This is a genomic window from Streptomyces avidinii, from assembly GCF_045161815.1.
Taxonomy (GTDB): domain Bacteria; phylum Actinomycetota; class Actinomycetes; order Streptomycetales; family Streptomycetaceae; genus Streptomyces; species Streptomyces avidinii.
Genome location: NZ_CP108863.1, coordinates 5791491 through 5814796 on the forward strand (window position 1 = coordinate 5791491; position 23306 = coordinate 5814796).

20 protein-coding genes and 1 pseudogene are annotated in these 23306 nt (G+C 73.3%); 17 read left to right on the forward strand and 4 right to left on the reverse strand.

Annotated features, from left to right (window positions below):
- The first annotated feature begins 127 nt into the window (after positions 1-127).
- The 5 genes and pseudogenes from OG373_RS25970 (at position 128) to OG373_RS25990 (ending at position 6463) form a co-directional block, all read left to right on the forward strand.
- Entirely contained in the window at positions 128-871 is a 744-nt protein-coding gene (locus tag OG373_RS25970) for a hypothetical protein (RefSeq protein ID WP_405440651.1), read from the forward strand.
- Between the two features lie 259 nt (positions 872-1130).
- Positions 1131-1976, forward strand: coding sequence for a DegV family protein (locus OG373_RS25975; RefSeq protein WP_397728852.1), 846 nt, complete (start codon positions 1131-1133; stop codon positions 1974-1976).
- A 98-nt stretch (positions 1977-2074) separates the two neighbouring features.
- Complete coding sequence (locus tag OG373_RS25980; protein ID WP_405440653.1) at positions 2075-3064, forward strand: helix-hairpin-helix domain-containing protein; 990 nt, start codon at positions 2075-2077, stop codon at positions 3062-3064.
- A 146-nt stretch (positions 3065-3210) separates the two neighbouring features.
- Positions 3211-5436, forward strand: a pseudogene (locus tag OG373_RS25985) (ComEC/Rec2 family competence protein); the annotation flags it as partial.
- 136 nt (positions 5437-5572) lie between these two features.
- On the forward strand, positions 5573-6463 hold the full coding sequence (locus OG373_RS25990; protein WP_405440655.1) for a YceI family protein: 891 nt from the start codon (positions 5573-5575) through the stop codon (positions 6461-6463).
- 11 nt (positions 6464-6474) lie between these two features.
- Here OG373_RS25990 and OG373_RS25995 read toward each other — a convergent pair whose 3' ends face one another.
- Entirely contained in the window at positions 6475-6717 is a 243-nt protein-coding gene (locus OG373_RS25995; protein WP_405440657.1) for a hypothetical protein, read from the reverse strand.
- Between the two features lie 61 nt (positions 6718-6778).
- On the opposite strand from OG373_RS25995, the gene holA reads away from it, so the two are divergent.
- Both holA and OG373_RS26005 read left to right on the forward strand, forming a co-directional pair.
- The gene (gene holA / locus OG373_RS26000; protein WP_397728842.1) at positions 6779-7771 is read left to right on the forward strand and encodes a DNA polymerase III subunit delta; all 993 of its coding nucleotides are present in this window, start codon (positions 6779-6781) and stop codon (positions 7769-7771) included.
- A 12-nt stretch (positions 7772-7783) separates the two neighbouring features.
- Positions 7784-8176, forward strand: a complete 393-nt coding sequence (locus OG373_RS26005; RefSeq protein WP_405440658.1) for a hypothetical protein — start codon at positions 7784-7786, stop codon at positions 8174-8176.
- A gap of 195 nt (positions 8177-8371) precedes the next feature.
- Here the strand turns inward: OG373_RS26005 and rpsT are convergent, their stop codons facing one another.
- Positions 8372-8638 carry a 30S ribosomal protein S20 gene (rpsT, locus tag OG373_RS26010; protein ID WP_030384651.1) on the reverse strand — a complete coding sequence of 89 codons (267 nt, stop codon included), beginning with the start codon at positions 8636-8638 and terminating at the stop codon, positions 8372-8374.
- Positions 8639-8894: 256 nt separating this feature from the next.
- On the opposite strand from rpsT, the gene lepA reads away from it, so the two are divergent.
- The 3 genes from lepA to hemW all read left to right on the forward strand — a co-directional run bounded on the left by lepA (position 8895) and on the right by hemW (position 14333).
- Positions 8895-10760, forward strand: a complete 1866-nt coding sequence (lepA, locus tag OG373_RS26015; RefSeq protein ID WP_266391299.1) for a translation elongation factor 4 — start codon at positions 8895-8897, stop codon at positions 10758-10760.
- Positions 10761-10994: 234 nt separating this feature from the next.
- On the forward strand, positions 10995-12887 hold the full coding sequence (locus OG373_RS26020; protein ID WP_405440659.1) for an AMP-dependent synthetase/ligase: 1893 nt from the start codon (positions 10995-10997) through the stop codon (positions 12885-12887).
- A gap of 213 nt (positions 12888-13100) precedes the next feature.
- Positions 13101-14333, forward strand: a complete 1233-nt coding sequence (hemW, locus tag OG373_RS26025; RefSeq protein WP_405440660.1) for a radical SAM family heme chaperone HemW — start codon at positions 13101-13103, stop codon at positions 14331-14333.
- 173 nt (positions 14334-14506) lie between these two features.
- Here hemW and OG373_RS26030 read toward each other — a convergent pair whose 3' ends face one another.
- Together OG373_RS26030 and OG373_RS26035 are read right to left on the reverse strand one after the other, a co-directional pair.
- On the reverse strand, positions 14507-15304 hold the full coding sequence (locus OG373_RS26030) for a DUF3097 domain-containing protein (RefSeq protein WP_405440661.1): 798 nt from the start codon (positions 15302-15304) through the stop codon (positions 14507-14509).
- A 28-nt stretch (positions 15305-15332) separates the two neighbouring features.
- Positions 15333-16058 carry an MBL fold metallo-hydrolase gene (locus tag OG373_RS26035; protein ID WP_405440663.1) on the reverse strand — a complete coding sequence of 242 codons (726 nt, stop codon included), beginning with the start codon at positions 16056-16058 and terminating at the stop codon, positions 15333-15335.
- Between the two features lie 146 nt (positions 16059-16204).
- Between OG373_RS26035 and hrcA the strand changes: the two genes are divergently transcribed.
- The 7 genes from hrcA to OG373_RS26070 all read left to right on the forward strand — a co-directional run bounded on the left by hrcA (position 16205) and on the right by OG373_RS26070 (position 23158).
- Positions 16205-17221: a heat-inducible transcriptional repressor HrcA gene (gene hrcA / locus OG373_RS26040; protein ID WP_405440664.1), complete on the forward strand. Its 1017-nt coding sequence runs from the start codon at positions 16205-16207 to the stop codon at positions 17219-17221.
- On the forward strand, positions 17222-18361 hold the full coding sequence (gene dnaJ, locus OG373_RS26045; RefSeq protein ID WP_398666824.1) for a molecular chaperone DnaJ: 1140 nt from the start codon (positions 17222-17224) through the stop codon (positions 18359-18361).
- Positions 18362-18517: 156 nt separating this feature from the next.
- Positions 18518-19609 (forward strand): nitronate monooxygenase, encoded by a 1092-nt coding sequence (locus tag OG373_RS26050; RefSeq protein ID WP_405440665.1) that lies wholly within the window; start codon positions 18518-18520, stop codon positions 19607-19609.
- Entirely contained in the window at positions 19606-20349 is a 744-nt protein-coding gene (locus tag OG373_RS26055; RefSeq protein WP_405440666.1) for a 16S rRNA (uracil(1498)-N(3))-methyltransferase, read from the forward strand. The genes OG373_RS26050 and OG373_RS26055 overlap by 4 nt, the downstream gene beginning before the upstream one ends.
- Positions 20350-20577: 228 nt before the next feature.
- Positions 20578-20937, forward strand: a complete 360-nt coding sequence (locus OG373_RS26060) for a histidine triad nucleotide-binding protein (protein WP_405440667.1) — start codon at positions 20578-20580, stop codon at positions 20935-20937.
- Positions 20938-20940: 3 nt separating this feature from the next.
- On the forward strand, positions 20941-21846 hold the full coding sequence (locus OG373_RS26065; RefSeq protein ID WP_405440668.1) for a ribonuclease Z: 906 nt from the start codon (positions 20941-20943) through the stop codon (positions 21844-21846).
- 217 nt (positions 21847-22063) lie between these two features.
- Positions 22064-23158 (forward strand): carbohydrate kinase family protein, encoded by a 1095-nt coding sequence (locus OG373_RS26070; RefSeq protein ID WP_405440669.1) that lies wholly within the window; start codon positions 22064-22066, stop codon positions 23156-23158.
- Positions 23159-23306: the final 148 nt, after the last annotated feature.

The window sequence follows — 23306 nt, forward strand, 5'->3', positions numbered from 1 at the left end:
GCCCCTCCCGCATAGGGGGGATCCCGTACGGGCAGGTTGGGGGTCCGATTGGAACCCCCGACCTGCCCGTTGCGTTTACCGTGGAGGGGACGGAAAAGAGCCGTCGGGTACTGGGGAAGGGACGCTCATGGAGGCCGCGTTGATCATCTTCGCGCTGATGGTGCTTTTCACCTTCCTGGGGTTGGGTGTGTACGCGACCGTCAAGGTGGTGCAGGCGACCAAGCGCGGTGTGGACCGGACCATCACGCAGGCGCGGCGGACCGTGGAGGACACCACCCTGCGCGCCAAGAGCTTCGGGCAGGTCGGGGTCGCGGGAGCGCTGGCGCAGCTGCGGCTCGACCTGCGGACCTCGATGCGCGCCACGCAGCAGGCGCTGCAGGACGGGGTCCGGACGGATGCCTCGCTGCAGGAGTCGATCGCGCTGTTCGAGCGGCTGAATGCGCACGGACGCGAGCTCGACGACGAGCTGAAGCGGCTGGAGCAGGACCCGGATCGCGGGCGGATCGCGGAGCGCCTGCCGGACCTGCGGGAGCGGACGGCCAAGATCAAGCAGGCCGCGGACTCGCTGCGGTGGGCCGCGCGGGACCGGGCCCAGCGCTTCGCGCAGGACGATCTGTCCACGCTGTCCGAGCAGATCGAGGTCGAGTCCGACGCGCTGCGGGACTGGGCGCGGGAGCCGGTGGACGACCTCGCGGCGGCGGCCGCGGCATGGGACGCGGCGCAGGCGAACGGGCCGGCGGCGGGTCCGGCGGCAGGTCCGGCCACCGGCGCGAGCCCGGGCGCGGAGCAGTCCCGGGCCGCCCTGAATCCGGCGGCCCCGGCGCCGCAGTACCCCTGGCAGAAGACGCGCCGGCCGGAGAGCACGACCTGAGAGCACGAGCTGCGGGCACGGCCTGCGGGCACGAGCTGCGGGCACGACCTGAGAGCACGAGCTGCGGGTACGGCCTGAGACGGGCCGACCGGGCCGACCGGGTGGGCCGGGGCTGACCGGAGCAGGGGCGTGGCAGGGCCGGCGGGTGAGCCGGGCGGGGGCTCGTACCGTAGGCTCGCGTCGCCTCCGGGAGCGCCGCGACGGTCGCGTCATGGGTCCGGGCTGCCGTCCTGCCCCCACTGGCGGTAACCTCCGGCTCATGTCCCGCCATGTCGCCATCGTCACCGATTCCACGGCCTACCTGCCCCGACCGGCCATGGCGCGGCACGGAATCACCGCCGTCCCGCTCACCGTCGTACTCGGCGGCGAGGCACTGGAGGAGGGCACCGAGATCTCGGCGCGCAGCCTGGCCCTCGCCCTGCAGAAGCGTCGCTCGGTCACCACGTCGCGCCCCAGCACGGAGGAGTTCGTCCGGGCCTACCGGGCGGCGGCGGACGCCGGGGCGACCGGCATCGTCAGCCTTCACCTGTCCGCCGAGTTCTCCGGCACCTACGACGCGGCCGTGGTCGCGGCGAGGACCGCTCCCGTGCCCGTCCGTGTCCTGGACACCGGCATGGTCGCGATGGCCCTCGGCTTCTGCGCGCTCGCCGCCGCCGAGGTGGCCGAGGCGGGCGGATCCGTGGACGAGGCGGTGGCGGCCGCCGAGAAGCGGGCGGCGGACATGTCCGCGTACTTCTACGTCGACACCCTCGACTACCTCCGCCGCGGCGGGCGGATCGGGGCCGCGCAGGCGCTGCTCGGATCCGCCCTGGCGGTGAAGCCCCTGCTGACGCTGGACGGCGGCCGGATCGAGATGCTGGAGAAGGTCCGTACGTCGTCCAAGGCCATCGCCCGCCTGGAGGAGCTGGCCGTCGAGCGCGCCGGGTCCGCCGCCGTGGACGTGGCGGTGCACCACCTGGCCGCTCCGGAGCGGGCGGAGAAGCTCGCCGAGCGGCTTCGCGAGCGCATCCCCGGCCTGGTCGAGCTGCACGTCAGTGAGGTCGGCGCGGTGATCGGGGCGCACACCGGGCCGGGGCTGCTGGCGGCGGTCGTCTCACCCCGCTGACCACCGGAACGAGTGGCTCGGTTATCCACAACGATCTTTTTTTCCACCGGAATTGAGTGTTCCGAACGGGGCCGGGGGTCGGCCCCTACGGTCGTCGCATGACTCTTCGAACGCGTGCTTCGTATCCGTCGGGCGCCACCAGTGGCCCGGGCCGTCCCCGACTCTCCGACAGCCGTCTGCGGCACCGTCGTGCGGCCCGTCGCGGTCGGCGGGTCGCTCATCCCGACCCGGGCGCGGTGCGCCGGCGGGCCGAGGCCCTGCTCGGGGGCAGCAGCCCGCCCGAGGCGCTGCCCGAGGTGCCGGCCGGCGTTGCGGCCGGGGTGCCGGTCGAGGTCGCGGCCGGGGCGCGGGCCGGGGCGGATCCGCAGGTGCCCGCTGCCGAGGCGCCCGGGCTGACCCCGGGGGCCGCGCGGGGGCTGGCCGTCCGGGAGCGGCTGCCGCTGTGGCTGCAGGACCGGTGCGAGGTACGGCCGCGCACGGTGGCGGCGGTCGCCGTGGTGCTGGTCGCCGCCGTCGGATTCGCCGGGCAGCAGTACTGGTGGGCCCGGCCGCAGGCGGTGACCGCACCCGCGGTGGTGGCCCCGGGGGCGGTTCCGGCGGCGTCCGCTGCGTCCTCTGCGTCCGCGGGGGCACCGGCCGGGGGAGGCAGTCCCGGTGGGTCCGGCGGCGCCGTGCGGATCGTCGTCGACATCAGCGGCAAGGTCCGGGACCCGGGGGTGCGGAGGCTGCCCGCCGGTTCGCGGGTGGAGGACGCGCTGGCCGCCGCCGGGGGAGTGCGCCCGGGCACCGACACCTCCGGGCTGAACCGGGCCCGCGTGCTGGTGGACGGCGAGCAGGTGGTGGTCGGCGCCCCGGCGCAGCCGCCACCGGGCGGGGCGGGCGGCGGGCCGGGCTCCGGACCGCTCAGTCTCGGCTCGGCCACGGTCGCCCAGCTGGACGGTCTGCCGGGGGTCGGGCCGGTGCTGGCACAGCACATCGTCGACTTCCGTACGGCCCGCGGCGGCTTCCGCTCCGTGGAGGAGCTCCGCCAGGTCGACGGCATCGGGGAGCGGCGCTTCGCCGACCTGCGCACGCTGGTGCGGCCGTGAACGGCCCGGAGGGCGCGGGCCCGGTGGACCTGCGCCTCGCGGTGCCCGCCGTGTCCGCCTGGGCGGCCGCCGCCCTCGCCCTGGACGCGCCCGTCGGCCGCACGGCTCTCGGGGTGGGGCTGGGGGTGGCCTGCGCGGGCCTGCTGATGCTGTGCGGGTGCCTGCGTCCGGGACGGCTCTGGCGGCTCGCCCCGGCCGCGGCAGCGGTCCTGCTGTGCGCGGCCGCCGGGGCCGGGGTGGCGGGGCTCCAGCGGGCCGAGGCGCGGGCCGGGCCGGTGGCGGGGCTGGCGCGGGAACACGCCCGTGTGCTCGCGGAGCTCACCGTGGGCTCCGACCCGAGGGCCGCCCGGAGCGGGAGCGGGCCGCCCGTGACGGTTCTGGACGCGGTGGTGACCCGGGTGACCGGGCCCGACGGGACGAGCACCCGGGTCGAGACCCCCGTGCGGGTGCTGGCCGGGCATGCGCAGTGGGCCCGGCTGCAGCCGTCCACCCGGGTGGTGGTCGTCGCCCGGCTGGCCCCGGCGCGGGGCGGGGAGCGGGCCGTGGCGCTGCTCCGGCCGGCCGGTGACACCCCGCCCCGGGTGACCGCCGGCCCGGACACCGTCCAGCGGTTCGCGGGGCGGTTGCGGGCCGGGCTGCGCGAGGCCACCGAGGGGCTCGCACCGGATGCCAGGGCCCTGCTGCCGGGACTGGTCGTCGGGGACACGTCCAGGGTTCCGCCCGATCTGCACGAGGCCTTCCGGGCCACCGACCTGCTGCACCTGCTGGCCGTCTCCGGATCCAACCTGACCGTGGTGCTGTTCCTGCTCATCGGGCCCCCGGCCCGCGCGCAGCAGGCCGAGCGGCGCGGGCTGGCACCCCGGCTCGGGCTCTCGCTGAGGGTCACCGCCCTGTGCGGGGCGGCCCTGACGCTGGCGTTCGTGGTGGTGTGCCGGCCGGAGCCGAGCGTGCTGCGGGCCGCGGCCTGCGGGGCGGTCACCCTGCTGGCCATCGCGACCGGGCGGCGCCGGTCCCTGATCCCGGCCCTGGGCGCTGCCGTGCTGCTGCTGGTGCTCCACGACCCGTGGCTGGCCCGCAGCCATGGCTTCCTGCTCTCCGTCCTGGCCACCGGGGCGCTGCTCACCCTCGCGCCCCGGTGGAGCGAGGCCCTGCGGCGCCGTGGGACCGGGCCCCGGCTCGCCGAGGCACTGGGGGCCGCCGCGGCCGCCCAGGCGGTGTGCGCGCCCGTGGTGGCCGTCCTCGCCGCCCGGGTCAGCCTGGTGGCGGTGCCGTGCAACCTGCTGGCCGAGCTGGCGGCCGGTCCGGCGACGGTGCTCGGTTTCGCCGCGCTGGCGGCCGCCCCGGTCTGGATGCCCGCCGCGGAGGTGCTGGCGCGCTGCGCGGGGGTGCCGGCCGGGTGGATCGCGGGCGTGGCCCGGGCAGGGGCGGGGTTTCCCGGCGCGGAGCTGTCCTGGCCGGGCGGGCTCACCGGTGGCGTGCTGCTGGCCGGCGTCACCCTGGCCGTCGTGGCCATCGCCGCTGCCCGGTTCCGCGGGCGCGGGTGGCTCTGCTCGGCGCTGGCGGTACTGCTGCTCCTGGCCGTGCTGCGGCCGCCGCAGCTCACCCGTACGCTCACCGGCTGGCCGCCGCCCGACTGGAGCTACGTCCAGTGCGCCGTGGGGCAGGGGGACGCCGCCGTCCTTGCGGTCGGCCCGGGAGAGGCCCTCGTGGTCGACGCCGGCCCGGATCCCGGCCCGGTGGACGAGTGCCTGCGCACCCTGGGGGTGCAGCGGGTGCCGCTGCTCCTGCTGACGCATTTTCACGCCGACCACGTGGGAGGCCTGTCCGGGGTCCTGCGGGGCCGGTCCGTGGGTGTGATCCAGGCCACCGCCCTGGAAGAGCCCCCGGCGCAGGCCGAGTTCGTCCGGCGGACCGCGGCGGCCGCCGGCGTGCCGATCGTGCGGGCCGTGCAGGGGGAGCGGCGCCGGGCCGGGGCGTTCGAGTGGCAGGTGCTCTGGCCGCCGCCGGCCGGCCCGCCGCCCGAGGGGCCCAACGACGCGAGCGTCGCCCTGCTGGTGCGTGGCGCGGGCCTGACCCTGTTGCTGCTCGGAGATCTCGAACCGCCCGCGCAGCAGGGCCTCTTGAGGGAGCATCCGCATCTCGGCCCGGTGGACGTGCTCAAGGTGGCCCACCACGGCTCCGCCCACCAGGACCCCGAGCTGTACGCACGGGTCCGGCCGCGATTCGCACTCGTTCCCGTCGGCGTGGGCAACCGCTACGGACACCCCGCGCCGGGTACGCTCGCCCGGCTGCGGGAGACGGGGGCGACCGTGCTGCGTACCGACATCGACGGCTCGATCGCCGTCGCCGGAGCCGGAGTTCGGCTGCATGCGTTTCCGGCCAACCGGCGGCGGAAAAGGCGCGGTCATACCGGGCGTGACCCCTCTGTTTGCCCACAACCCGACAGCATGATCGAATGCGTCTTCGCCAGAACGGTCCAAGTCCACACAGCACGGGGGTGCATCAGCCATGTTCGGTCGCAGACGGGGGATGGAGACGGCCGGGACGGCCGGGAGTTCCAGTCCCTCCACATCCGCGACACTGACGCTGCCGCCGACGGCGCGTCTGCTCAGCTGCCGGGTCCTCGACACGGTTCACCGGCCGCTCCGACAGGCCGTGTTCGAGGTGACCGACCCGATCGGCCGCCGCATCGTCAAGGGCGAGACCGACCCGTACGGCGGTTTCACCGCGGCCGTGCCGGAGGGGGAGTACAGGCTCTCGGTGACCGCCGAGGGATACGCGCCGTTCCACGGGGTGACGATCGTGGGGGACCCGGCGCAGTCCGGCACCGCGGAGATCATCCTGGACGCGGTGGAGCCGCCGCTGCTGCCGCAGCCCGGCCACTGGGAGCTCGACCCGACGCACTCGACCATCGGGTTCACGGCCCGGCACATCGGCCTGGCCCGGATCCGCGGCCGGTTCAGCACGTTCGCCGGGGCGGTGCGGATAGCCGAGCGCATGGAGGACTCCTCCATGCACGTGATCATCGACGCGGCCAGCATCGACACCGGGGTGCGGCTGCGCGACGACCACCTGAGGTCGGGGGACTTCCTGGACGCGGTCCGCCACCCCACGGTGGAGTTCTACAGCGAGCGGTTCATCCACCGCAGCGGCAGCGGCTGGACCGTCGCCGGCGCGCTCACCCTGCACGGGGTCAGCCGGTCCGTGACCCTGGACACCGAGTACCTCGGTCTGGGCAACGGCATGGAGGGTGAACTGCGGGCGGCCTGCCGGGCCACCACCGAACTGCACCGCGAGGACTTCACCCTCAACTGGCAGTCGATGCTGGCGCACGGGATCGCGGCGATCGGTTCGAGCGTGGAAGTGACGCTGGACATCCAGGCCGTTCGCAAGGCCTGATCGGCAGAGCCCTACGGGGCCTCCAGCCAGCCCTCGTACTCGGCGGCGAGGTCGTCCAGCGAGGTGGTGTCGAGCCGTTCCTGCGGGTCCTCGACGACCACCAGCCACTGTGCGTCCTCGGCGTCGTCCTCGCCGGCGAGCGCGTCGCGGAACAACTGCGGCTCCTCCGGGAGTCCGAAGCGGTCGACGGCCTCCTGGGCCACCTCCTCGGCGGCGTCGCGGTCGGGCAGGACGAGTACATGTCGCACATTCACGCGACCATTCTCGGGCACGCGGGGCGGAGGGCTGTCAGTGCGGCGTGGGATGCTGGAGGCGATGGCCACCAGGAAGAACTCCACCGACGATCCGCTTGCCCCGCTCACCCTCGCGGTGGGGCAGGAGGAGCTGCTGCTCGACCGCGCCGTGCGCGAGGTGGTGGCGGCCGCCCGCGCCGCCGACGCCGACACGGACGTCCGCGACCTCGCCTCCGAGCAGCTCCAGCCCGGCACGCTCGCCGAGCTGACGAGCCCCTCGCTCTTCTCCGAGCGCAAGGTGCTGGTCGTGCGCAACGCGCAGGACCTGTCCGCGGACTCCGTCAAGGAGGTCAAGGCCTACCTCGCCGCGCCCTACGAGGAGATCATCCTGGTCCTCCTCCACGCCGGCGGGGTCAAGGGCAAGGGCCTGCTGGACGCGGCGCGCAAGGCGGGCGCGCGGGAGATCGCCTGCCCGAAGATGACGAAGGCGGCGGACCGACTGTCCTTCGTGCGGGGCGAATTCCGCACGCTCGGCAGGTCGGCGACCCCCGAGGCCTGCCAGAACCTGGTGGACGCCATCGGCAGCGACCTGCGGGAGCTGGCCAGCGCGGCCGCGCAGCTGTGCGCCGACGTCGAGGGCACCATCGACGAGGCCGTCGTCGCCCGCTACTACACCGGCCGGGCCGAGGCCTCCAGCTTCACGGTCGCCGACCGGGCGGTCGAGGGGCGGGCGGCCGATGCCCTGGAAGCCCTGCGCTGGTCCCTGTCCACCGGGGTGGCGCCGGTCCTGATCACCAGCGCCCTGGCCCAGGCGGTCCGCGCGATCGGCAAGCTCGCCTCCGCCCCGCGCGGAGCCCGCCCCGGTGACCTCGCCCGGGACCTGGGCATGCCCCCGTGGAAGATCGACCGGGTCCGCCAGCAGATGCGCGGCTGGTCGGCGGACGGGGTCTCGGAAGCGCTGCGCGCCGTGGCCGCCGCCGACGCGGGGGTCAAGGGCGGCGGCGACGACCCCGAGTACGCCTTGGAGAAGGCCGTCGTGGCGGTGGCCCGCGCGGCCCGCCCCCAGCGCGGTTAGCGCGCACCCCGCATGTACGACGATGCCGACTACTGGGAGCGCTGGATCGCGAGGCTGCTGGTCGTCCTCGCCGCCGATGCCGCGGATCAGCTGGCCTGGGCCGGTGAGCACGGGGTGAAGAGCGTTCCTGTCACCGACGACGCCGACTTCGTCCTCCACCTGGCCGAGGGGATGGCGGAGCGGGGGACCCTCGCACCGGAGGCCCTGCAGGACCTCCGGGCCATCGGCCGGATCCTCGGCGAGGCCGACGTCCGCGGCCGCGCCGGCCTGTGGGCCGAGTCACTGACCGCCGAGCAGGGCTGGTGCGAGGCGCGCACCCTGGCCCGCCGGGTCCTCGTGGCCCGTGAGGGCGACTGGCGTCGGCCCCTGCCGCACCGCGTACCGCCTCAGCACATCTACGACTGAGCCCCGCCCGGTGAGGCCCGCCGGGCAGCGCGAAAGCCCCGGCCACCGCCCTGGGGAAGGGTGGGGGCCGGGGCCTTCGGTTACTTCTGGTTGCTCCGCACCCGCGTGGCGAACGCTTCGTGTGCGGAGCGGGGTGCCGGTCAGGAGCGGGAGAGAGGGCCCGCTGGGTCCTTCCCGGCATTCACATCAGGGAGCTCAGCCCTGCAGGGAGGCAACCTTGGTGGCCAGCGCCGACTTCTTGTTGGCGGCGGCGTTCTTGTGGATGACACCCTTCGAGACAGCCTTGTCGAGCGCACGCGCGGCAGCGCGGGAAGCCACGGTGGCCTTCTCGACGTCACCGGCGACGACGGCCTCGCGGGCCTTGCGGATCGCGGTCTTGAGCGAGGACTTGACGGCCTTGTTGCGCAGGCGCGCCTTCTCGTTCGTCTTGTTCCGCTTGATCTGGGACTTGATGTTCGCCACGAATAGAGCCTTTTCAGGTTCAGAGGTTGATCTTCGGATTGTGCCTCGACAGCTGAGAGGGCATACGAGACACAGCTGCCCAGGCTACCAGGCACGCTCCTGGCGGCCCAAACCGAGCGCACTGCCCCGTCCATGGGACCATGGGAGTCTGCGTACAGATCCGACATCGCGCCGCCGAGAGCGACGGGAGCCGGACTTTCGCTCCGACCGACGCTCCGCAAACGCTTCCGACTGCGACCGAGAATCAGGACACTGCGTGCCCGCGATCCCCAGCCACGTGCCCGAGCCGAGCCGTACCGACCCGGCGCTGATCCGCAACTTCTGCATCATCGCGCACATCGACCACGGCAAGTCGACCCTCGCCGACCGGATGCTCCAGCTCACCGGTGTGGTCGACCAGCGGCAGATGCGCGCCCAGTACCTCGACCGCATGGACATCGAGCGTGAGCGCGGCATCACGATCAAGTCCCAGGCGGTCCGGCTGCCCTGGGCGCCCACCACGGGCGAGGGGCAGGGCAACACCCACGTCCTCAACATGATCGACACCCCCGGGCACGTCGACTTCACCTACGAGGTCTCGCGCTCCCTCGCCGCCTGCGAGGGCACCGTCCTCCTCGTGGACGCCGCCCAGGGCATCGAGGCCCAGACCCTCGCCAACCTGTACCTGGCGATGGAGAAGGACCTCGCGATCGTCCCGGTCCTGAACAAGATCGACCTGCCGGCCGCCCAGCCGGAGAAGTTCGCCGAGGAGCTCGCGAACCTGGTCGGCTGCCAGCCGGAGGACGTCCTGCGCGTCTCGGCGAAGACCGGTCTCGGCGTGGACGCGCTGCTGGACAAGATCGTCGCCACGGTCCCGGCCCCGGTCGGCCCCAAGGACGCCCCGGCCCGCGCGATGATCTTCGACTCGGTCTACGACTCGTACCGCGGTGTCGTGACCTACGTCCGTGTCGTCGACGGCCAGCTCAACAAGCGCGAGCGCATCCGGATGATGTCGACCGGCGCCACCCACGAGCTGCTGGAGATCGGCGTCTCCTCGCCGGAGATGACCCCGGCCGACGGCATCGGCGTCGGCGAGGTGGGCTACATCATCACCGGCGTGAAGGACGTCCGCCAGTCCAAGGTCGGTGACACCATCACCAGCCTGCACAACGGCGCGACCGAGGCCCTCGGCGGCTACAAGGACCCGCGTCCGATGGTCTTCTCCGGCCTGTACCCGCTCGACGGCTCGGACTACCCGGACCTGCGCGAGGCCCTCGACAAGCTGCAGCTCAACGACGCCGCGCTGGTCTACGAGCCGGAGACCTCGGCGGCGCTCGGCTTCGGCTTCCGCGTCGGCTTCCTCGGCCTGCTCCACCTCGACGTGGTGCGCGAGCGCCTGGAGCGCGAGTTCGGTCTCGACCTGATCGCCACCGCGCCCAACGTGGTCTACCGCGTGGTCATGGAAGACGGCAAGGAAGTCTCCGTCACCAACCCGAGCGAGTTCCCCGAGGGCAAGATCTCGGACGTGTTCGAGCCGGTCGTCCGGGCCACCCTGCTCGCGCCCTCCGAGTTCATCGGCGCGATCATGGAGCTCTGCCAGCAGCGCCGCGGCACCCTGCTCGGCATGGACTACCTCTCCGAGGACCGCGTCGAGATCCGCTACACCCTCCCCCTCGCGGAGATCGTCTTCGACTTCTTCGACCAGCTGAAGTCCAAGACGCGCGGCTACGCCTCCCTGGACTACGAGCCCACCGGGGAGCAGTCCGGCAGCCTGGTCAAGGTCGACATCCTGCTGCACGGCGACAAGGTCGACGCCTTCTCCGCCGTCTGCCACAAGGACGCCGCCTACGCCTACGGCGTGCGCCTGGTCGCCAAGCTGCGCGAGCTCATCCCGCGGCAGGCCTTCGAGATCCCGATCCAGGCGGCCGTCGGCTCCCGCGTCATCGCCCGCGAGACCATCCGCGCCATCCGCAAGGACGTCCTCGCCAAGTGCTACGGCGGTGACATCTCCCGTAAGCGGAAGCTGCTGGAGAAGCAGAAGGAAGGCAAGAAGCGGATGAAGATGGTCGGCTCCGTGGAGGTCCCGCAGGAGGCCTTCATCGCCGTCCTCTCCAGTGACGAGTCCGGCGGCAAGAAGAAGTAGCCGCCCCGCCGTCACCCGACGCAAGCAGGCCCCCGCACTCCGGTGCGGGGGCCTGTTTCGTTATGAAGCGGCCGCTCGCGGGCTCTTACGCACGCGGCGGAGTCGCTCTAGTCTGATCACTGCTCGACGGTTACTCGCCAGTTTAAAAAGTCAACGGCTGCAAACCCGCCAGTCCCAAGCGCCCCCAGCGCCCCACGCCCACGCACTGCCGCGTGGAACGGTCCGGAGGATGTCGTGAGCGACACACAGACCTATCTCGAGAACCGCCCGCCCACCGTGGCGGTGCTCTTCCTTGAGCGCGTCGCCGCGACGCCGAACGACGAGGCCTACCGGTACCCGGTGCCCGCGGCCGGCGGCCGGGGCGGCCCGGACGACTGGAAATCACTCAGCTGGGGCCAGGCGGCCGAGCGGGTATTCGCCATCGCGGCCGGGCTGATCTCCCTCGGCCTGGAGACGGAGCAGCGCGTCGCGCTCGCCTCCGAAACCCGGGTCGACTGGATCCTCTCCGACCTCGGCGTGATGTGCGCCGGTGGCGCGGTCACCACGATCTACCCCAGCACCAACGCCGACGAGTCGGCCTTCATCCTCTCGGACTCCGAGAGCCGGGTGCTCATCGCCGAGAACGCGAAGCAGCTGGCGAAGGCGCGCGAGCGCCGCGCCGACCTGCCGAATCTCGCACACGTCGTGGTCCTGGACGCCACCGACGCGGTCGCGGCCGAGGGCGACCCCGAGGGCTGGGTGCTCTCCCTCGCCGAGCTGGAGGCCCGCGGCAAGGAGTACCTCGCCAAGCACCCCGAGGCGGTCGACGAGCGGATCGCGTCCATCACCTCGGACCAGCTCGCCACCCTCATCTACACCTCCGGCACGACCGGCCGTCCCAAGGGCGTCCGGCTGCCCCACGACAACTGGTCGTACCTGGCCAAGGCCATGACGGCCACCGGCCTGATCGGCAAGGACGACGTCCAGTACCTGTGGCTGCCGCTGGCCCACGTCTTCGGCAAGGTGCTGACCTCCGGGCAGATCGAGGCCGGCCACGTGACCGCCGTCGACGGCCGGATCGACAAGATCATCGAGAACCTGCCGGTCGTGCAGCCCACCTACATGGCGGCCGTCCCGCGCATCTTCGAGAAGGTCTACAACGGCGTGGCCGCCAAGGCCCGGGCCGCCGGCGGCGCCAAGTACAAGATCTTCCAGTGGTCGGCGGGCGTCGCCCGCGAGTACGCCAAGGTCACGCAGGACAACTTCCGCCGCACCGGCCAGGCGACCGCCCCGTTCGGCCTGACCACCAAGCACAAGATCGCCGACGCGCTCGTCTACTCCAAGCTCCGCGAGGCCTTCGGCGGCAAGCTGCGCGCCGCCGTCTCCGGCGCCTCCGCACTGGCCCCCGAGATCGGCTTCTTCTTCTCGGGTGCGGGCGTGCACATCCTGGAGGGCTACGGCCTGACCGAGTCCAGCGCGGCCTCCTTCGTCAACCCGGGCGAGGCCTACCGCACCGGCACGGTCGGCAAGCCGCTCCCCGGCACCGAGGTACGCATCGCCGACGACGGCGAGGTCATGCTGCGCGGCCCCGGCATCATGCAGGGCTACCACGGGCAGCCCGACAAGACCGCCGAGGTACTGGAGTCCGACGGCTGGCTGCACACGGGCGACATCGGCGAGCTGTCGGCCGACGGCTACCTGCGCATCACCGACCGCAAGAAGGACCTGATCAAGACCTCGGGCGGCAAGTACGTCGCCCCGGCGGAGATCGAGGGCCAGTTCAAGGCGATCTGCCCGTACGTGTCCACGATCGTCGTGCACGGCGCCGACCGTAACTTCTGCTCCGCCCTGATCGCCCTCGACGAGCCGTCCATCCTGACCTGGGCGGCCGACAACGGGCTGGAGGGCAAGACGTACGGACAGGTCCTGGCGGCGCCGGAGACCAACCGCCTGATCGAGACCTACGTACAGACCCTCAACGAGGGACTGCAGCGCTGGCAGACGGTCAAGAAGTTCCGGCTGCTGCCGCGCGACCTCGACGTCGAGCACGGCGACCTCACGCCCAGCCTGAAGCTGAAGCGGCCGGTGGTCGAGCGTGAGTTCAAGCACCTGATCGAGGAGATGTACGAGGGGTCCCGCGAGGCGTAGCGCCTGCCGCGGGCCCGGCGGGGCGGGGCGGTGGCCCGCCCTGCCGGGGCCCCCGCCGCTCCCTGGCGGGCCCGGGGGAGGGGGCTGCCGGTTCGTGCTTCCCTACGGGTCCGTTTCCCAGGGCTCCGCCCCGGACCCCGCGCCTCGAACGCCGGCGGGCCGGAGTGGTGCCGGGCGGGGCTGACCATGTGCGGGGTGCGGGATGATGGGGGCATGCCTTCCGCACTCCCCGACGGTGAACCCATGCCCGAAGACGGCGCGCTGCCGTCGCATGCCCTGGCGGGCGCGGGGGAGCGGCCGCTCGGTTTCTACCTGCACGTCCCCTACTGCGCCACGCGCTGCGGTTACTGCGACTTCAACACCTACACGGCCACCGAGCTGCGGGGAACCGGCGGTGTGCTCGCCTCCCGGGAGAACTACGCCGACACCCTGATCGACGAGGTCAGGCTCGCGCGGAAGGTGCTCGGCGACGACCCGCGGCAGGTCCGGACCGTCTTCGTCGGAGGCGGCACTCCCACGCTGCTGCCCGCCGCCGACCTCGTACGCATGCTCGCGGCGATCCGGGACGAATTCGGCCTCGCCGAGGACGCCGAGATCACCACGGAGGCCAATCCGGATTCGGTGGATCCGAAGTACCTGGCCGAGCTGCGCGCCGGGGGCTTCAACCGGGTCTCCTTCGGCATGCAGAGCGCCAAGCAGCACGTCCTGAAGGTGCTGGACCGTACCCACACGCCGGGGCGGCCCGAGGCGTGTGTCGCGGAGGCGCGGGCGGCGGGCTTCGAGCACGTCAACCTGGACCTGATCTACGGGACCCCGGGGGAGTCGGACGAGGACTGGCGCGCCACGCTCGCGGCGGCGCTCGGCGCCGGGCCGGACCACATCAGCGCCTACGCGCTGATCGTCGAGGAGGGCACGCAGCTGGCGCGGCGGATCCGCCGCGGCGAGGTCCCGATGACGGACGACGACGTCCACGCCGACCGGTACCTGATCGCGGACTCGGTGATGGCCGAGGCCGGCTACTCCTGGTACGAGGTCTCCAACTGGGCCACTTCGGAGGCCGGCCGCTGCCTGCACAACGAGCTGTACTGGCGCGGCGCCGACTGGTGGGGCGCGGGTCCGGGTGCGCACTCGCACGTGGGCGGGGTGCGGTGGTGGAACGTGAAGCACCCGGGCGCCTACGCCGCGGCGCTGGCCGAGGGGCGCTCGCCCGGGGCGGGACGGGAGCTCCTGTCGGCGGAGGACCGGCGGGTGGAGCGGATCCTGCTGGAGCTGCGGCTGGTGGACGGCGTGCCGCTGTCCCTGCTGGCCGTGGAGGGGCTCGCGGCGTCGCGGCGGGCGCTGGCGGACGGACTGCTGGAGCCGGGGCCGTACGAGGCCGGGCGGGCCGTGCTGACCCTGCGGGGGCGGTTGCTGGCCGATGCGGTGGTGCGGGACCTGGTGGACTGACCGGGCCGCGGCGCCGTTGCCGGGGGCGCTGCCCCCGGACCCCCGCGCCTCAAACGCCGGCGGGGCTGAAGGATCGCCTCAAGCGCCGGCGGGGCTGGGGGGTGCCGGCCCGGCTGGGGGTGCGGACGGGGGCTGGGGTGGCCGGCGGGGCTGAAGGGTCGGCCGGGCGTCGGTCAGGCCGTGACGTGGTCGATGAGGTGTTCCACCGAGCCCAGGAGGGCGGGTTCCAGGTCGCGGTACGAGGTGACCCGGGACAGGATGTGCTGCCAGGCGGCGCCGGTGTTCTCCGGCCAGCCCAGGGCCCGGCAGACGCCCGTCTTCCAGTCCTGGCCGGGCGGGATCACCGGCCACGCGGGGATGCCCAGCGCGGACGGTTTCACCGCCTGCCAGACGTCCACGTACGGGTGGCCCACGATCAGGACGTGCGGGGAGGTCACCGACGCCGCGATGCGGGACTCCTTCGAGCCCGGGACGAGGTGGTCGACCAGGATGCCGAGGCGGGCGTCCGCGGCCGGGTCGAACTCGGCGACGACGGCCGGGAGGTCGTCGATGCCCTCCAGGTACTCGACGACCACGCCCTCGATCCGCAGGTCGTCCCCCCAGACCCGCTCCACCAGCTCCGCGTCGTGCCGGCCCTCGACGTAGATCCGGCCCGCCCGCGCCACCCGCGCCCGCGCCCCGGGGACGGCCAGCGAGCCCGAGGCCGTCAGCCGCGGCCCCGAGGGCCCGCGCGCTGGCCGGACCAGGGTGACCACCTCGCCGTCCAGCAGGAACCCGCGCGGCTCCATCGGGAACACCCGCCGCTTGCCGAAGCGGTCCTCCAGCGTCACCGTGCCCGCCTCGCAGGCCACCACCGCGCCGCAGAAGTCTGTACCGGCGACCTCGACCACGAGGTCCCGGTCCGCCGCCACCTCCGGCACGGCCTTGGGTCGCTTCCACTGCGGGGTCAGGTCGGGGGAGTACTCGCGCATCCGGCCGACAGTAGGAGAGCCGCGCGCGTCACGCCTTCGACACGCCGATACGGGCCGCCAGTGTGGCGCGTTGCGCACGGACGAACTCCGCCCCGACCACCGCTCCGTGACCGGGTACGTACAGTGCGTCGTCCCCGCCCAGTGACAGCATCCGGTCCAGGGCGGCGGGCCACTGCCCGGGGGTGGCGTCCGAGCCGGCCTGGGGCTCGCCCGACTCCTCGACCAGATCCCCGCAGAAGACCACCTCGCGCTCGCCCGGCACGAAAACGGCCAGGTCGTGCCCGGTGTGCCCGGGTCCCACATTGGCCAGCAGTACCTGCACGCCGCCCAGTTCCAGCGTCCACTCGCCCGACACCTCGTGCCGGGGCAGCACCAGCAGGTCCACCGCCTCCGCCGCTTCCGCCTCCGCGAGCCCCTGCCGGACCGCGTCCCCGCGCAGCTCCTCGCGTCCCGTCGACAGCAGCGAGGCCAGCCCGACCGCCCCGAACACCTCGGCCCCCGAGAAGGCGGCCCCGCCCAGCACGTGATCGAAATGACCGTGCGTGAATGCGATATGGGTCACGCGCCGGCCCGTCAGCCGCTCCGCCTCGGCACGCACCTGCGCGCCCTCGCGCAGACACGACCCGGGGTCGATCAGGAGGACCGAATCCTCGCCCACCACCAGCCCCACGGTGCAGTCCCACACCGGCAGCCGCCGCCGGCCGGCCCGTCCGGTCAGCCGTTCCCAGCCGGAGTCTTCCCAACGCACGTCCATGCGGCGACGCTACCCTGGCGGGCCTCCCTTGCCAGGGGCTTACCGCCCGGCCGTACACTGAGCGGGGGCTCTCTGGCACTCGAACGATCAGAGTGCCAACGAACACGGCAGAACACGGCAACGGACCACAGCTGGAGGTGTGCGCGATGCTCAGCGAACGCAGACTCGAAGTGCTGCGCGCCATCGTCCAGGACTATGTCGGGACGGAGGAGCCCGTCGGCTCCAAGGCGCTCACCGAGCGGCACCGGCTCGGCGTCTCGCCCGCCACCGTGCGCAACGACATGGCCGTGCTGGAGGAGGAGGGCTACATCGCCCAGCCCCACACCAGCGCCGGCCGGATCCCCACCGACAAGGGCTACCGCCTCTTCGTCGACAAGCTGGCGGGGGTCAAGCCGCTGTCGTCGCCCGAGCGCCGGGCCATCCAGAACTTCCTCGACGGCGCCGTCGACCTCGACGACGTGGTCGGCCGCACGGTGCGGCTGCTCGCGCAGCTCACCCGGCAGGTCGCGGTCGTCCAGTACCCGAGCCTGACCCGGTCGACCGTCCGGCACGTGGAGCTGCTCTCGCTGGCTCCCGCGCGCCTGATGCTCGTACTGATCACGGACACCGGACGCGTCGAGCAGCGGCTCATCGACTGCCCGAGCCCCTTCGGCGAGACCTCTCTCGCGGACCTGCGGGCCCGGCTCAACAGCCGGGTGGTCGGGCGGCGCTTCACCGATGTGCCCCCGCTCGTCCAGGACCTCCCCGAATCCTTCGAGGCCGAGGACCGCGGCACGGTCTCCACGGTGCTCGCGACCCTCCTCGAAACCCTGGTCGAGGAGGCCGAGGAGCGGCTGATGATCGGCGGTACCGCCAATCTCACCCGCTTCGGACATGATTTTCCCCTGACGATCAGGCCGGTGCTCGAAGCGCTGGAGGAGCAGGTCGTGCTCCTCAAGCTGCTGGGCGAGGTCAACGAGTCGGGAATGGCCGTACGGATCGGGCACGAGAACGCCTACGAGGGACTGAACTCCACGTCGGTCGTCTCGGTCGGTTACGGTTCGGGCGGCGAAACAGTCGCCAAACTCGGCGTGGTCGGACCGACCCGCATGGACTACCCCGGAACGATGGGAGCGGTACGCGCAGTGGCACGTTACGTCGGACAGATCCTGGCGGAGTCGTAAGTGGCCACGGACTACTACGCCGTTCTCGGCGTGCGCCGCGACGCATCGCAGGACGAGATCAAGAAGGCCTTCCGGCGCCTCGCGCGTGAACTCCACCCGGATGTGAATCCGGATCCGAAGACGCAGGAGCGCTTCAAGGAGATCAACGCGGCCTACGAGGTGCTGTCGGACCCGCAGAAGAAGCAGGTCTACGACCTCGGCGGCGACCCGCTGTCCTCCTCGGGGGGCGGCGGCGGAGCGGGCGGCTTCGGAGCGGGTGGCTTCGGCAACTTCTCCGACATCATGGACGCCTTCTTCGGCCAGGCCTCGCAGCGCGGCCCGCGCTCGCGGACCCGCCGCGGCCAGGACGCCATGATCCGCCTGGACCTGGAGCTGGACGAGGCGGCCTTCGGGACCACCAAGGACATCCAGGTCGACACGGCCGTGGTCTGCAACACCTGCTCCGGTGAGGGTGCCGCTCCCGGCACCTCGGCGCAGACGTGTGACATGTGCCGTGGCCGCGGTGAGGTCTCGCAGGTCACCCGGTCCTTCCTGGGCCAGGTCATGACCTCGCGCCCCTGCCCGCAGTGCCAGGGCTTCGGCACCGTGGTCCCGACCCCGTGCCACGAGTGCGCGGGCGACGGCCGGGTCCGCTCCCGCCGCAGCCTCACGGTCAAGATCCCGGCCGGTGTCGAGAACGGCACCAGGATCCAGCTCGCGGGCGAGGGCGAGGTCGGCCCCGGCGGCGGCCCCGCCGGTGACCTGTACGTGGAGATCCACGAGCTGGCGCACGCGACCTTCCAGCGGCGCGGAGACGACCTGCACTGCACGGTGACCATCCCGATGACGGCGGCCGCACTGGGCACCAAATGCCCGCTGGAGACGCTCGACGGGCTGGAGGAGATCGACATCCGGCCCGGCACCGGGTCCGGCCAGGCGATCCCGCTGCACGGCCGCGGTGTCACCCACCTGCGCGGTGGCGGACGCGGCGACCTGATCGTCCACGTCGAGGTCACCACCCCGGGCAAGCTGGACGCGCAGCAGGAGGACCTGCTCCGCCAGCTCGCGAAGCTGCGCGGCGAGGAGCGGCCGATGGGCCAGTTCGCGCCGGGTCAGCAGGGGCTGTTCAGCCGTCTGAAGGACGCGTTCAACGGTCGCTGACCGACCGCGCACCACCGTCACGAGCCCGGCCGGGGATTCCCCGGCCGGGCTCGTCGCATTTGCCGGGCCGGGGGCCGGAGGCGGGCCGGGAAGGGGACTATGCCAGGCGAATGCCATGATTCGGCCCCGTGCGCGGGACGTGGCACGATGCAGTCCATGTCCTCGGCACCGAACGGTCTCTCCCCGTACCCGATCGTGCAGGCTCCCATGGCGGGCGGCGCCTCCTGCCCCCCGCTCGCCGCCGCCGTGTGCGAGGCGGGCGGACTGGGGTTCCTGGCCGGCGGCTACAAGACCGCCGACGGGATGTACCACGAGATCAAGCAGGTGCGCGCGCTCACCCGGCGCCGTTTCGGCGTCAACCTCTTCATGCCGCAGACCGGTTACGTCGATCCGGCCGCCGTGGAGACCTACCGGGGGCAGCTGGCCGGTGAGGCGAGCTGGTACGAGATCTCGCTCGCCGACGAGGAGGTGTTCGGCACCAGCGACGACGGCTACGACGCCAAGCTCGCCATCCTCCTCGAAGACCCGGTCCCCGTGGTCTCGTTCACCTTCGGCTGTCCCGCTTCCGCGGCCCTCGCCGCCCTGCGCAAGGCCGGTACGTACACCGTCGTCACGGTGACCTCCGTCGAGGAGGCCCGCAGCGCCCAGCACGCGGGCGCCGACGCGGTCTGCGTCCAGGGCACCGAGGCCGGCGGCCACCAGGGCACCCACCGGGACGACCCGCACATCGACGGCACGGCGGCCGTGGGCCTCCTCGCGCTGGTGGCCCAGGTACGCGAGGCCGTGGCCCTCCCGATCATCGCGGCGGGCGGTCTCATGCGCGGCTCGCAGATCGCGGCCCTGCTGGCGGCCGGCGCGGAGGCGGCGCAGCTCGGGACGGCCTTCCTGGCCTGCCCGGAGTCCGGGGCGGACCCGGTGCACAAGAAGGCGCTGACGGACCCGCTGTTCTCCCGCACCGAGCTCACCCGGGCCTTCTCCGGGCGGCCGGCGCGGGGGCTGGTGAACCGCTTCATGCGCGAGCACGGGCCGTACGCCCCGGCGGCGTACCCGCAGGTCCACCACCTGACCTCGGGGCTGCGCAAGGCCGCCGCGGCGGCCGGGGACCCGCAGGGCATGGCCCTGTGGGCGGGCCAGGGCCACCGGCTGGCGCGACCGCTCCCGGCGGGGGAGCTGGTGGAGGTGCTGGCGGCCGAACTGGCCGAGGCGCAGAGCACGTTGAAGGCAATGCAGATGAGGAGTGCGTCATGACCGCCCCGGTGTTCGTGGTGGAAGAGGTCCCCGCGGGGGCGGAGTTCGTCCTGGACGGCCCGGAGGGCCGGCACGCCGTGTCCGTGAAGCGGCTGAACCCGGGCGAGGCCGTGGTCCTCACGGACGGCCGGGGCGGCTGGGCGGAGGCGGTCGTCAAGGCCGCCGAGGGCAAGGACCGGCTCGTCGTGGCGGTCTCCTCGGCCGGGCAGGAGGAGCAGCCGCCGGTCCGGATCACGGTGGTCCAGGCCCTTCCCAAGGGCGACCGGGGCGAGCTGGCCGTCGAGACGATGACCGAGACCGGCGTGGACGCGATCGTGCCCTGGCAGGCCTCCCGCTGCATCACGCAGTGGCGCGGGGACCGCGGCGCCAAGTCCCTGGCCAAGTGGCGGGCCACGGCCCGGGAGGCGGGCAAGCAGTCCCGCCGGGTGCGCTTCCCGGAGGTGGCCGAGGCCATGTCCACCAAGCAGGTGGCGGCCCTGCTGGCCGGCGCCGACCTGGCGATGGTCCTGCACGAGGACCGCGACACCCCCTCCGGGGCCCTGGCCACGGCCGAGCTGCCCGCCTCGGGCTCCGTCGTCCTGGTGGTCGGCCCGGAGGGGGGCGTCTCCCCGGAGGAGCTGGCGGTCTTCGCCGAGGCGGGGGCCCACCCCTACCGCCTGGGCCGTTCCGTCCTGCGGACCTCCACGGCCGGGACGGCGGCGACCGCGGTCCTGCTGGCCCGCACGGGCCGCTGGTCGTGACGTGGTCCTGACGGCCGGCCGGTCCTGACGGTCCGCTCCGCCTCCCGGTCCGGCCGTGCCCGGTCCAGCCGTGCCCGGTCCGGCCCTGCCCGTTTCCGGACGGCCCGTCCGGCCGTGCCCGGCCCCGACGGGCTCCGGACCCGGGCCGGCGGGCCGAAATGCCCGCCCGCGGCGGGCACCGGGCTGGATACGATGCCCGGACCGATCAACGTCACGGGAGGCTCAGCAATGGCCGGGGAACCGCAGGCAGACTGCCTGTTCTGCAAGATCGTCGCGGGGAGCATCCCCGCGACCGTGGTCAGGGAGACCGAGACCACGGTCGCCTTCCGGGACATCAACCCGCAGGCGCCCACGCACGTGCTCGTGATCCCGAAGGTGCACTACGCCGACGGGGCCTCGCTGGCCGCCGCCGAGCCGACCGTCGCCGCCGACATACTGCGTGAGGCGGGCCAGGTCGCCCTCGACGAGAAGATCGTCGACCACGGCTACCGGGTCGTCTTCAACACCGGCTCCGGCGCCGGTCAGACCGTCTTCCACGCCCACGCGCACGTCCTCGGCGGCCGCGGCCTCCAGTGGCCCCCCGGATAGCACGTGTCCGTACGAGAGTTCGTGGTGCTGGGCACCGCCAGCCAGGTGCCCACCCGCCACCGCAACCACAACGGCTACCTGCTGCGCTGGGACGGCGAGGGGATCCTCTTCGACCCGGGCGAGGGCACCCAGCGCCAGATGCTGCGTGCCGGGGTGGCCGCGCACGACATCAACCGGATCTGCGTCACCCACTTCCACGGTGACCACAGCCTCGGCCTCGCCGGGGTGATCCAGCGGATCAACCTCGACCAGGTCCCGCACCCCGTCACCGCGCACTACCCGGCCTCGGGGCAGAAGTTCTTCGACCGGCTGCGGTACGCCACGGCCTACCGCGAGACCGTCCCGCTCCGCGAGGAACCGGTGGCCGCGGACGGCACGCTGGCAGACGGGCCCTCGTACACCCTCGAGGCCCGGCTGCTCTCGCACCCCGTCGAGTCCTTCGGCTACCGGATCACCGAGCCCGACGGGCGCCGCATGGTGCCCGAGCTGCTCGCCCGGCACGGGATCAAGGGGCCGGACGTGGGCCGGATCCAGCGCGAGGGCAGGCTCGGCGCGGTCACCCTGGACGAGGTGAGCGAGCCCAGGCCCGGGCAGCGGTTCGCCTTCGTCATGGACACCCGGCTGTGCCCCGGCGTGGACGCCCTCGCCGAGGGCTGCGACATGCTGGTCATCGAGTCGACCTTCCTCGACGAGGACGAACGGCTGGCCACCGACCACGGACACCTCACCGCCGGCCAGGCGGCGCGCGTGGCGCGGGACGCGGGCGTACGGCACCTCGTGCTGACGCACTTCTCGCAGCGCTACACCGACCCCGCCGAGTTCGAGCGCCAGGCGCGCGCGGCCGGCTTCGAGGGCGAGCTCACGGTGGCCGCCGACCTGATGCGGGTGCCCCTGCCCAAGCGGGGCTGACGGCGGCCCGGGACCCGGCCGGGACCGGGACCGGGACCGGGGCCGGGGCCCCCGTCCCGGCCTGCGGTTTGCCGAGTGGTCCGAGTGACGAGGGGCCATCCGAGGGTGATCTGCGCCACACTGGGTTTGGTCCTGCCCGGGGCGGGCAGGGCTGGCAGCTTTCCACTGGAAAACGTCATGCAGAAACGGGCCTTCGAGAAACAACGGGGAGATCGCCGTGACCGGTCGGGACTACGAAATCCGCGCAGCAGCAGTGGACCCGCTCGGTCCGCTGCGTGACCCGCAGGAACCGGGCTGCGACGTCTTCCTGACCGGAACGGTCTTCCTCGACATCATCTTCACCGGCCTCGACTCGGCCCCGGTGCGCGGTACGGAGTCCTGGGCGCGCGGCATGGGCTCCAGCCCCGGCGGCGTCGCCAACATGGCCACCGCCCTGGCCCGGCTCGGTCTGCGCACCTCGCTGGCCGCCGCCTTCGGGGACGACCACTACGGCGAGTACTGCTGGGACGCCCTGGAGCAGGGCGAGGGCATCGACCTGTCCATGTCGCACACCATCCCCGGCTGGCACAGCCCCGTCACCGTGTCGATGGCCTACGAGGGCGAGCGCACGATGGTCTCGCACGGCCACGAGGCCCCTTTGCCCGCGGGCCCCGGCCCCTTCCCGCAGTGCCCGCCGCTGGCCCGTGCGGCAGTGGCCTCGCTCGGGCCCGGCCGCGGCGAGGAGTGGATCGGCGAGGCCGCCCGGCGCGGCTCGCGGATCTTCGCCGACGTCGGATGGGACGAGAGCGGCCGCTGGGACCTGGGAGCCCTGGCCGACCTGGAGCACTGCGAGGCCTTCCTGCCGAACGCGGGCGAGGCGATGCGGTACACCCGGACCGACTGTCCGAGAGCCGCGGCCCGGGCGCTGGCCGAGAAGGTGCCGATCGCGGTGGTGACGATGGGCGCGGAGGGCTCGTACGCGGTGGACGGGCGCACCGGGGAGACGGCGCACGTCCCCGGGATCACGGTGGACGAGCTGGACCCGACCGGTGCGGGCGACGTCTACGTGGCGGGCTTCGTGACCGGCACGCTGGCGGGCTGGCCGCTCGCGGACCGGCTCGCCTTCGCCGGCCTGACGGCGGCCCTGTCGGTCCAGGAGTTCGGCGGCTCCCTGTCGGCCCCGGGCTGGCCGGAGGTGGCCCACTGGTGGCAGGCGGCCCCGCAGGAGCTGCGCGGCCGGTACGGCTTCCTCGACGACCTGATCCCCTCGGGCGGGGCCCCGGCGGCCCGGCGCAGGGCCGTACCGACGATCGGCTTCCGGCACTCCGCGTAGCCGCTGCCGCCCGGGCCCGGCAGGATCCGTAGGGGGCGGCGCAGGGGCCGGGCGACAGGCCCGGGCGGCTGCGTCCCCGCTCACGGCGGGGCCCGCGGTCGGCCGGGTCAAGGGCCGGGGAAAACCCCTCGGGGAAGCCGCGCCGGAG

What these genes read in the sequence shown, in the direction of transcription:
- OG373_RS25970 (WP_405440651.1), top strand. Translation starts at nt 128, where the DNA reads ATGGAGGCCGCGTTGATCATCTTCGCGCTGATGGTGCTTTTCACCTTC.
- OG373_RS25975 (WP_397728852.1), top strand. Translation starts at nt 1,131, where the DNA reads ATGTCCCGCCATGTCGCCATCGTCACCGATTCCACGGCCTACCTGCCC.
- OG373_RS25980 (WP_405440653.1), top strand. Translation starts at nt 2,075, where the DNA reads ATGACTCTTCGAACGCGTGCTTCGTATCCGTCGGGCGCCACCAGTGGC.
- OG373_RS25990 (WP_405440655.1), top strand. Translation starts at nt 5,573, where the DNA reads ATGTTCGGTCGCAGACGGGGGATGGAGACGGCCGGGACGGCCGGGAGT.
- holA (WP_397728842.1), top strand. Translation starts at nt 6,779, where the DNA reads ATGGCCACCAGGAAGAACTCCACCGACGATCCGCTTGCCCCGCTCACC.
- OG373_RS26005 (WP_405440658.1), top strand. Translation starts at nt 7,784, where the DNA reads ATGTACGACGATGCCGACTACTGGGAGCGCTGGATCGCGAGGCTGCTG.
- hemW (WP_405440660.1), top strand. Translation starts at nt 13,101, where the DNA reads ATGCCTTCCGCACTCCCCGACGGTGAACCCATGCCCGAAGACGGCGCG.
- OG373_RS26030 (WP_405440661.1), bottom strand. Translation starts at nt 15,304, where the DNA reads ATGCGCGAGTACTCCCCCGACCTGACCCCGCAGTGGAAGCGACCCAAG.
- OG373_RS26035 (WP_405440663.1), bottom strand. Translation starts at nt 16,058, where the DNA reads ATGGACGTGCGTTGGGAAGACTCCGGCTGGGAACGGCTGACCGGACGG.
- hrcA (WP_405440664.1), top strand. Translation starts at nt 16,205, where the DNA reads ATGCTCAGCGAACGCAGACTCGAAGTGCTGCGCGCCATCGTCCAGGAC.
- OG373_RS26050 (WP_405440665.1), top strand. Translation starts at nt 18,518, where the DNA reads ATGTCCTCGGCACCGAACGGTCTCTCCCCGTACCCGATCGTGCAGGCT.
- OG373_RS26055 (WP_405440666.1), top strand. Translation starts at nt 19,606, where the DNA reads ATGACCGCCCCGGTGTTCGTGGTGGAAGAGGTCCCCGCGGGGGCGGAG.
- OG373_RS26060 (WP_405440667.1), top strand. Translation starts at nt 20,578, where the DNA reads ATGGCCGGGGAACCGCAGGCAGACTGCCTGTTCTGCAAGATCGTCGCG.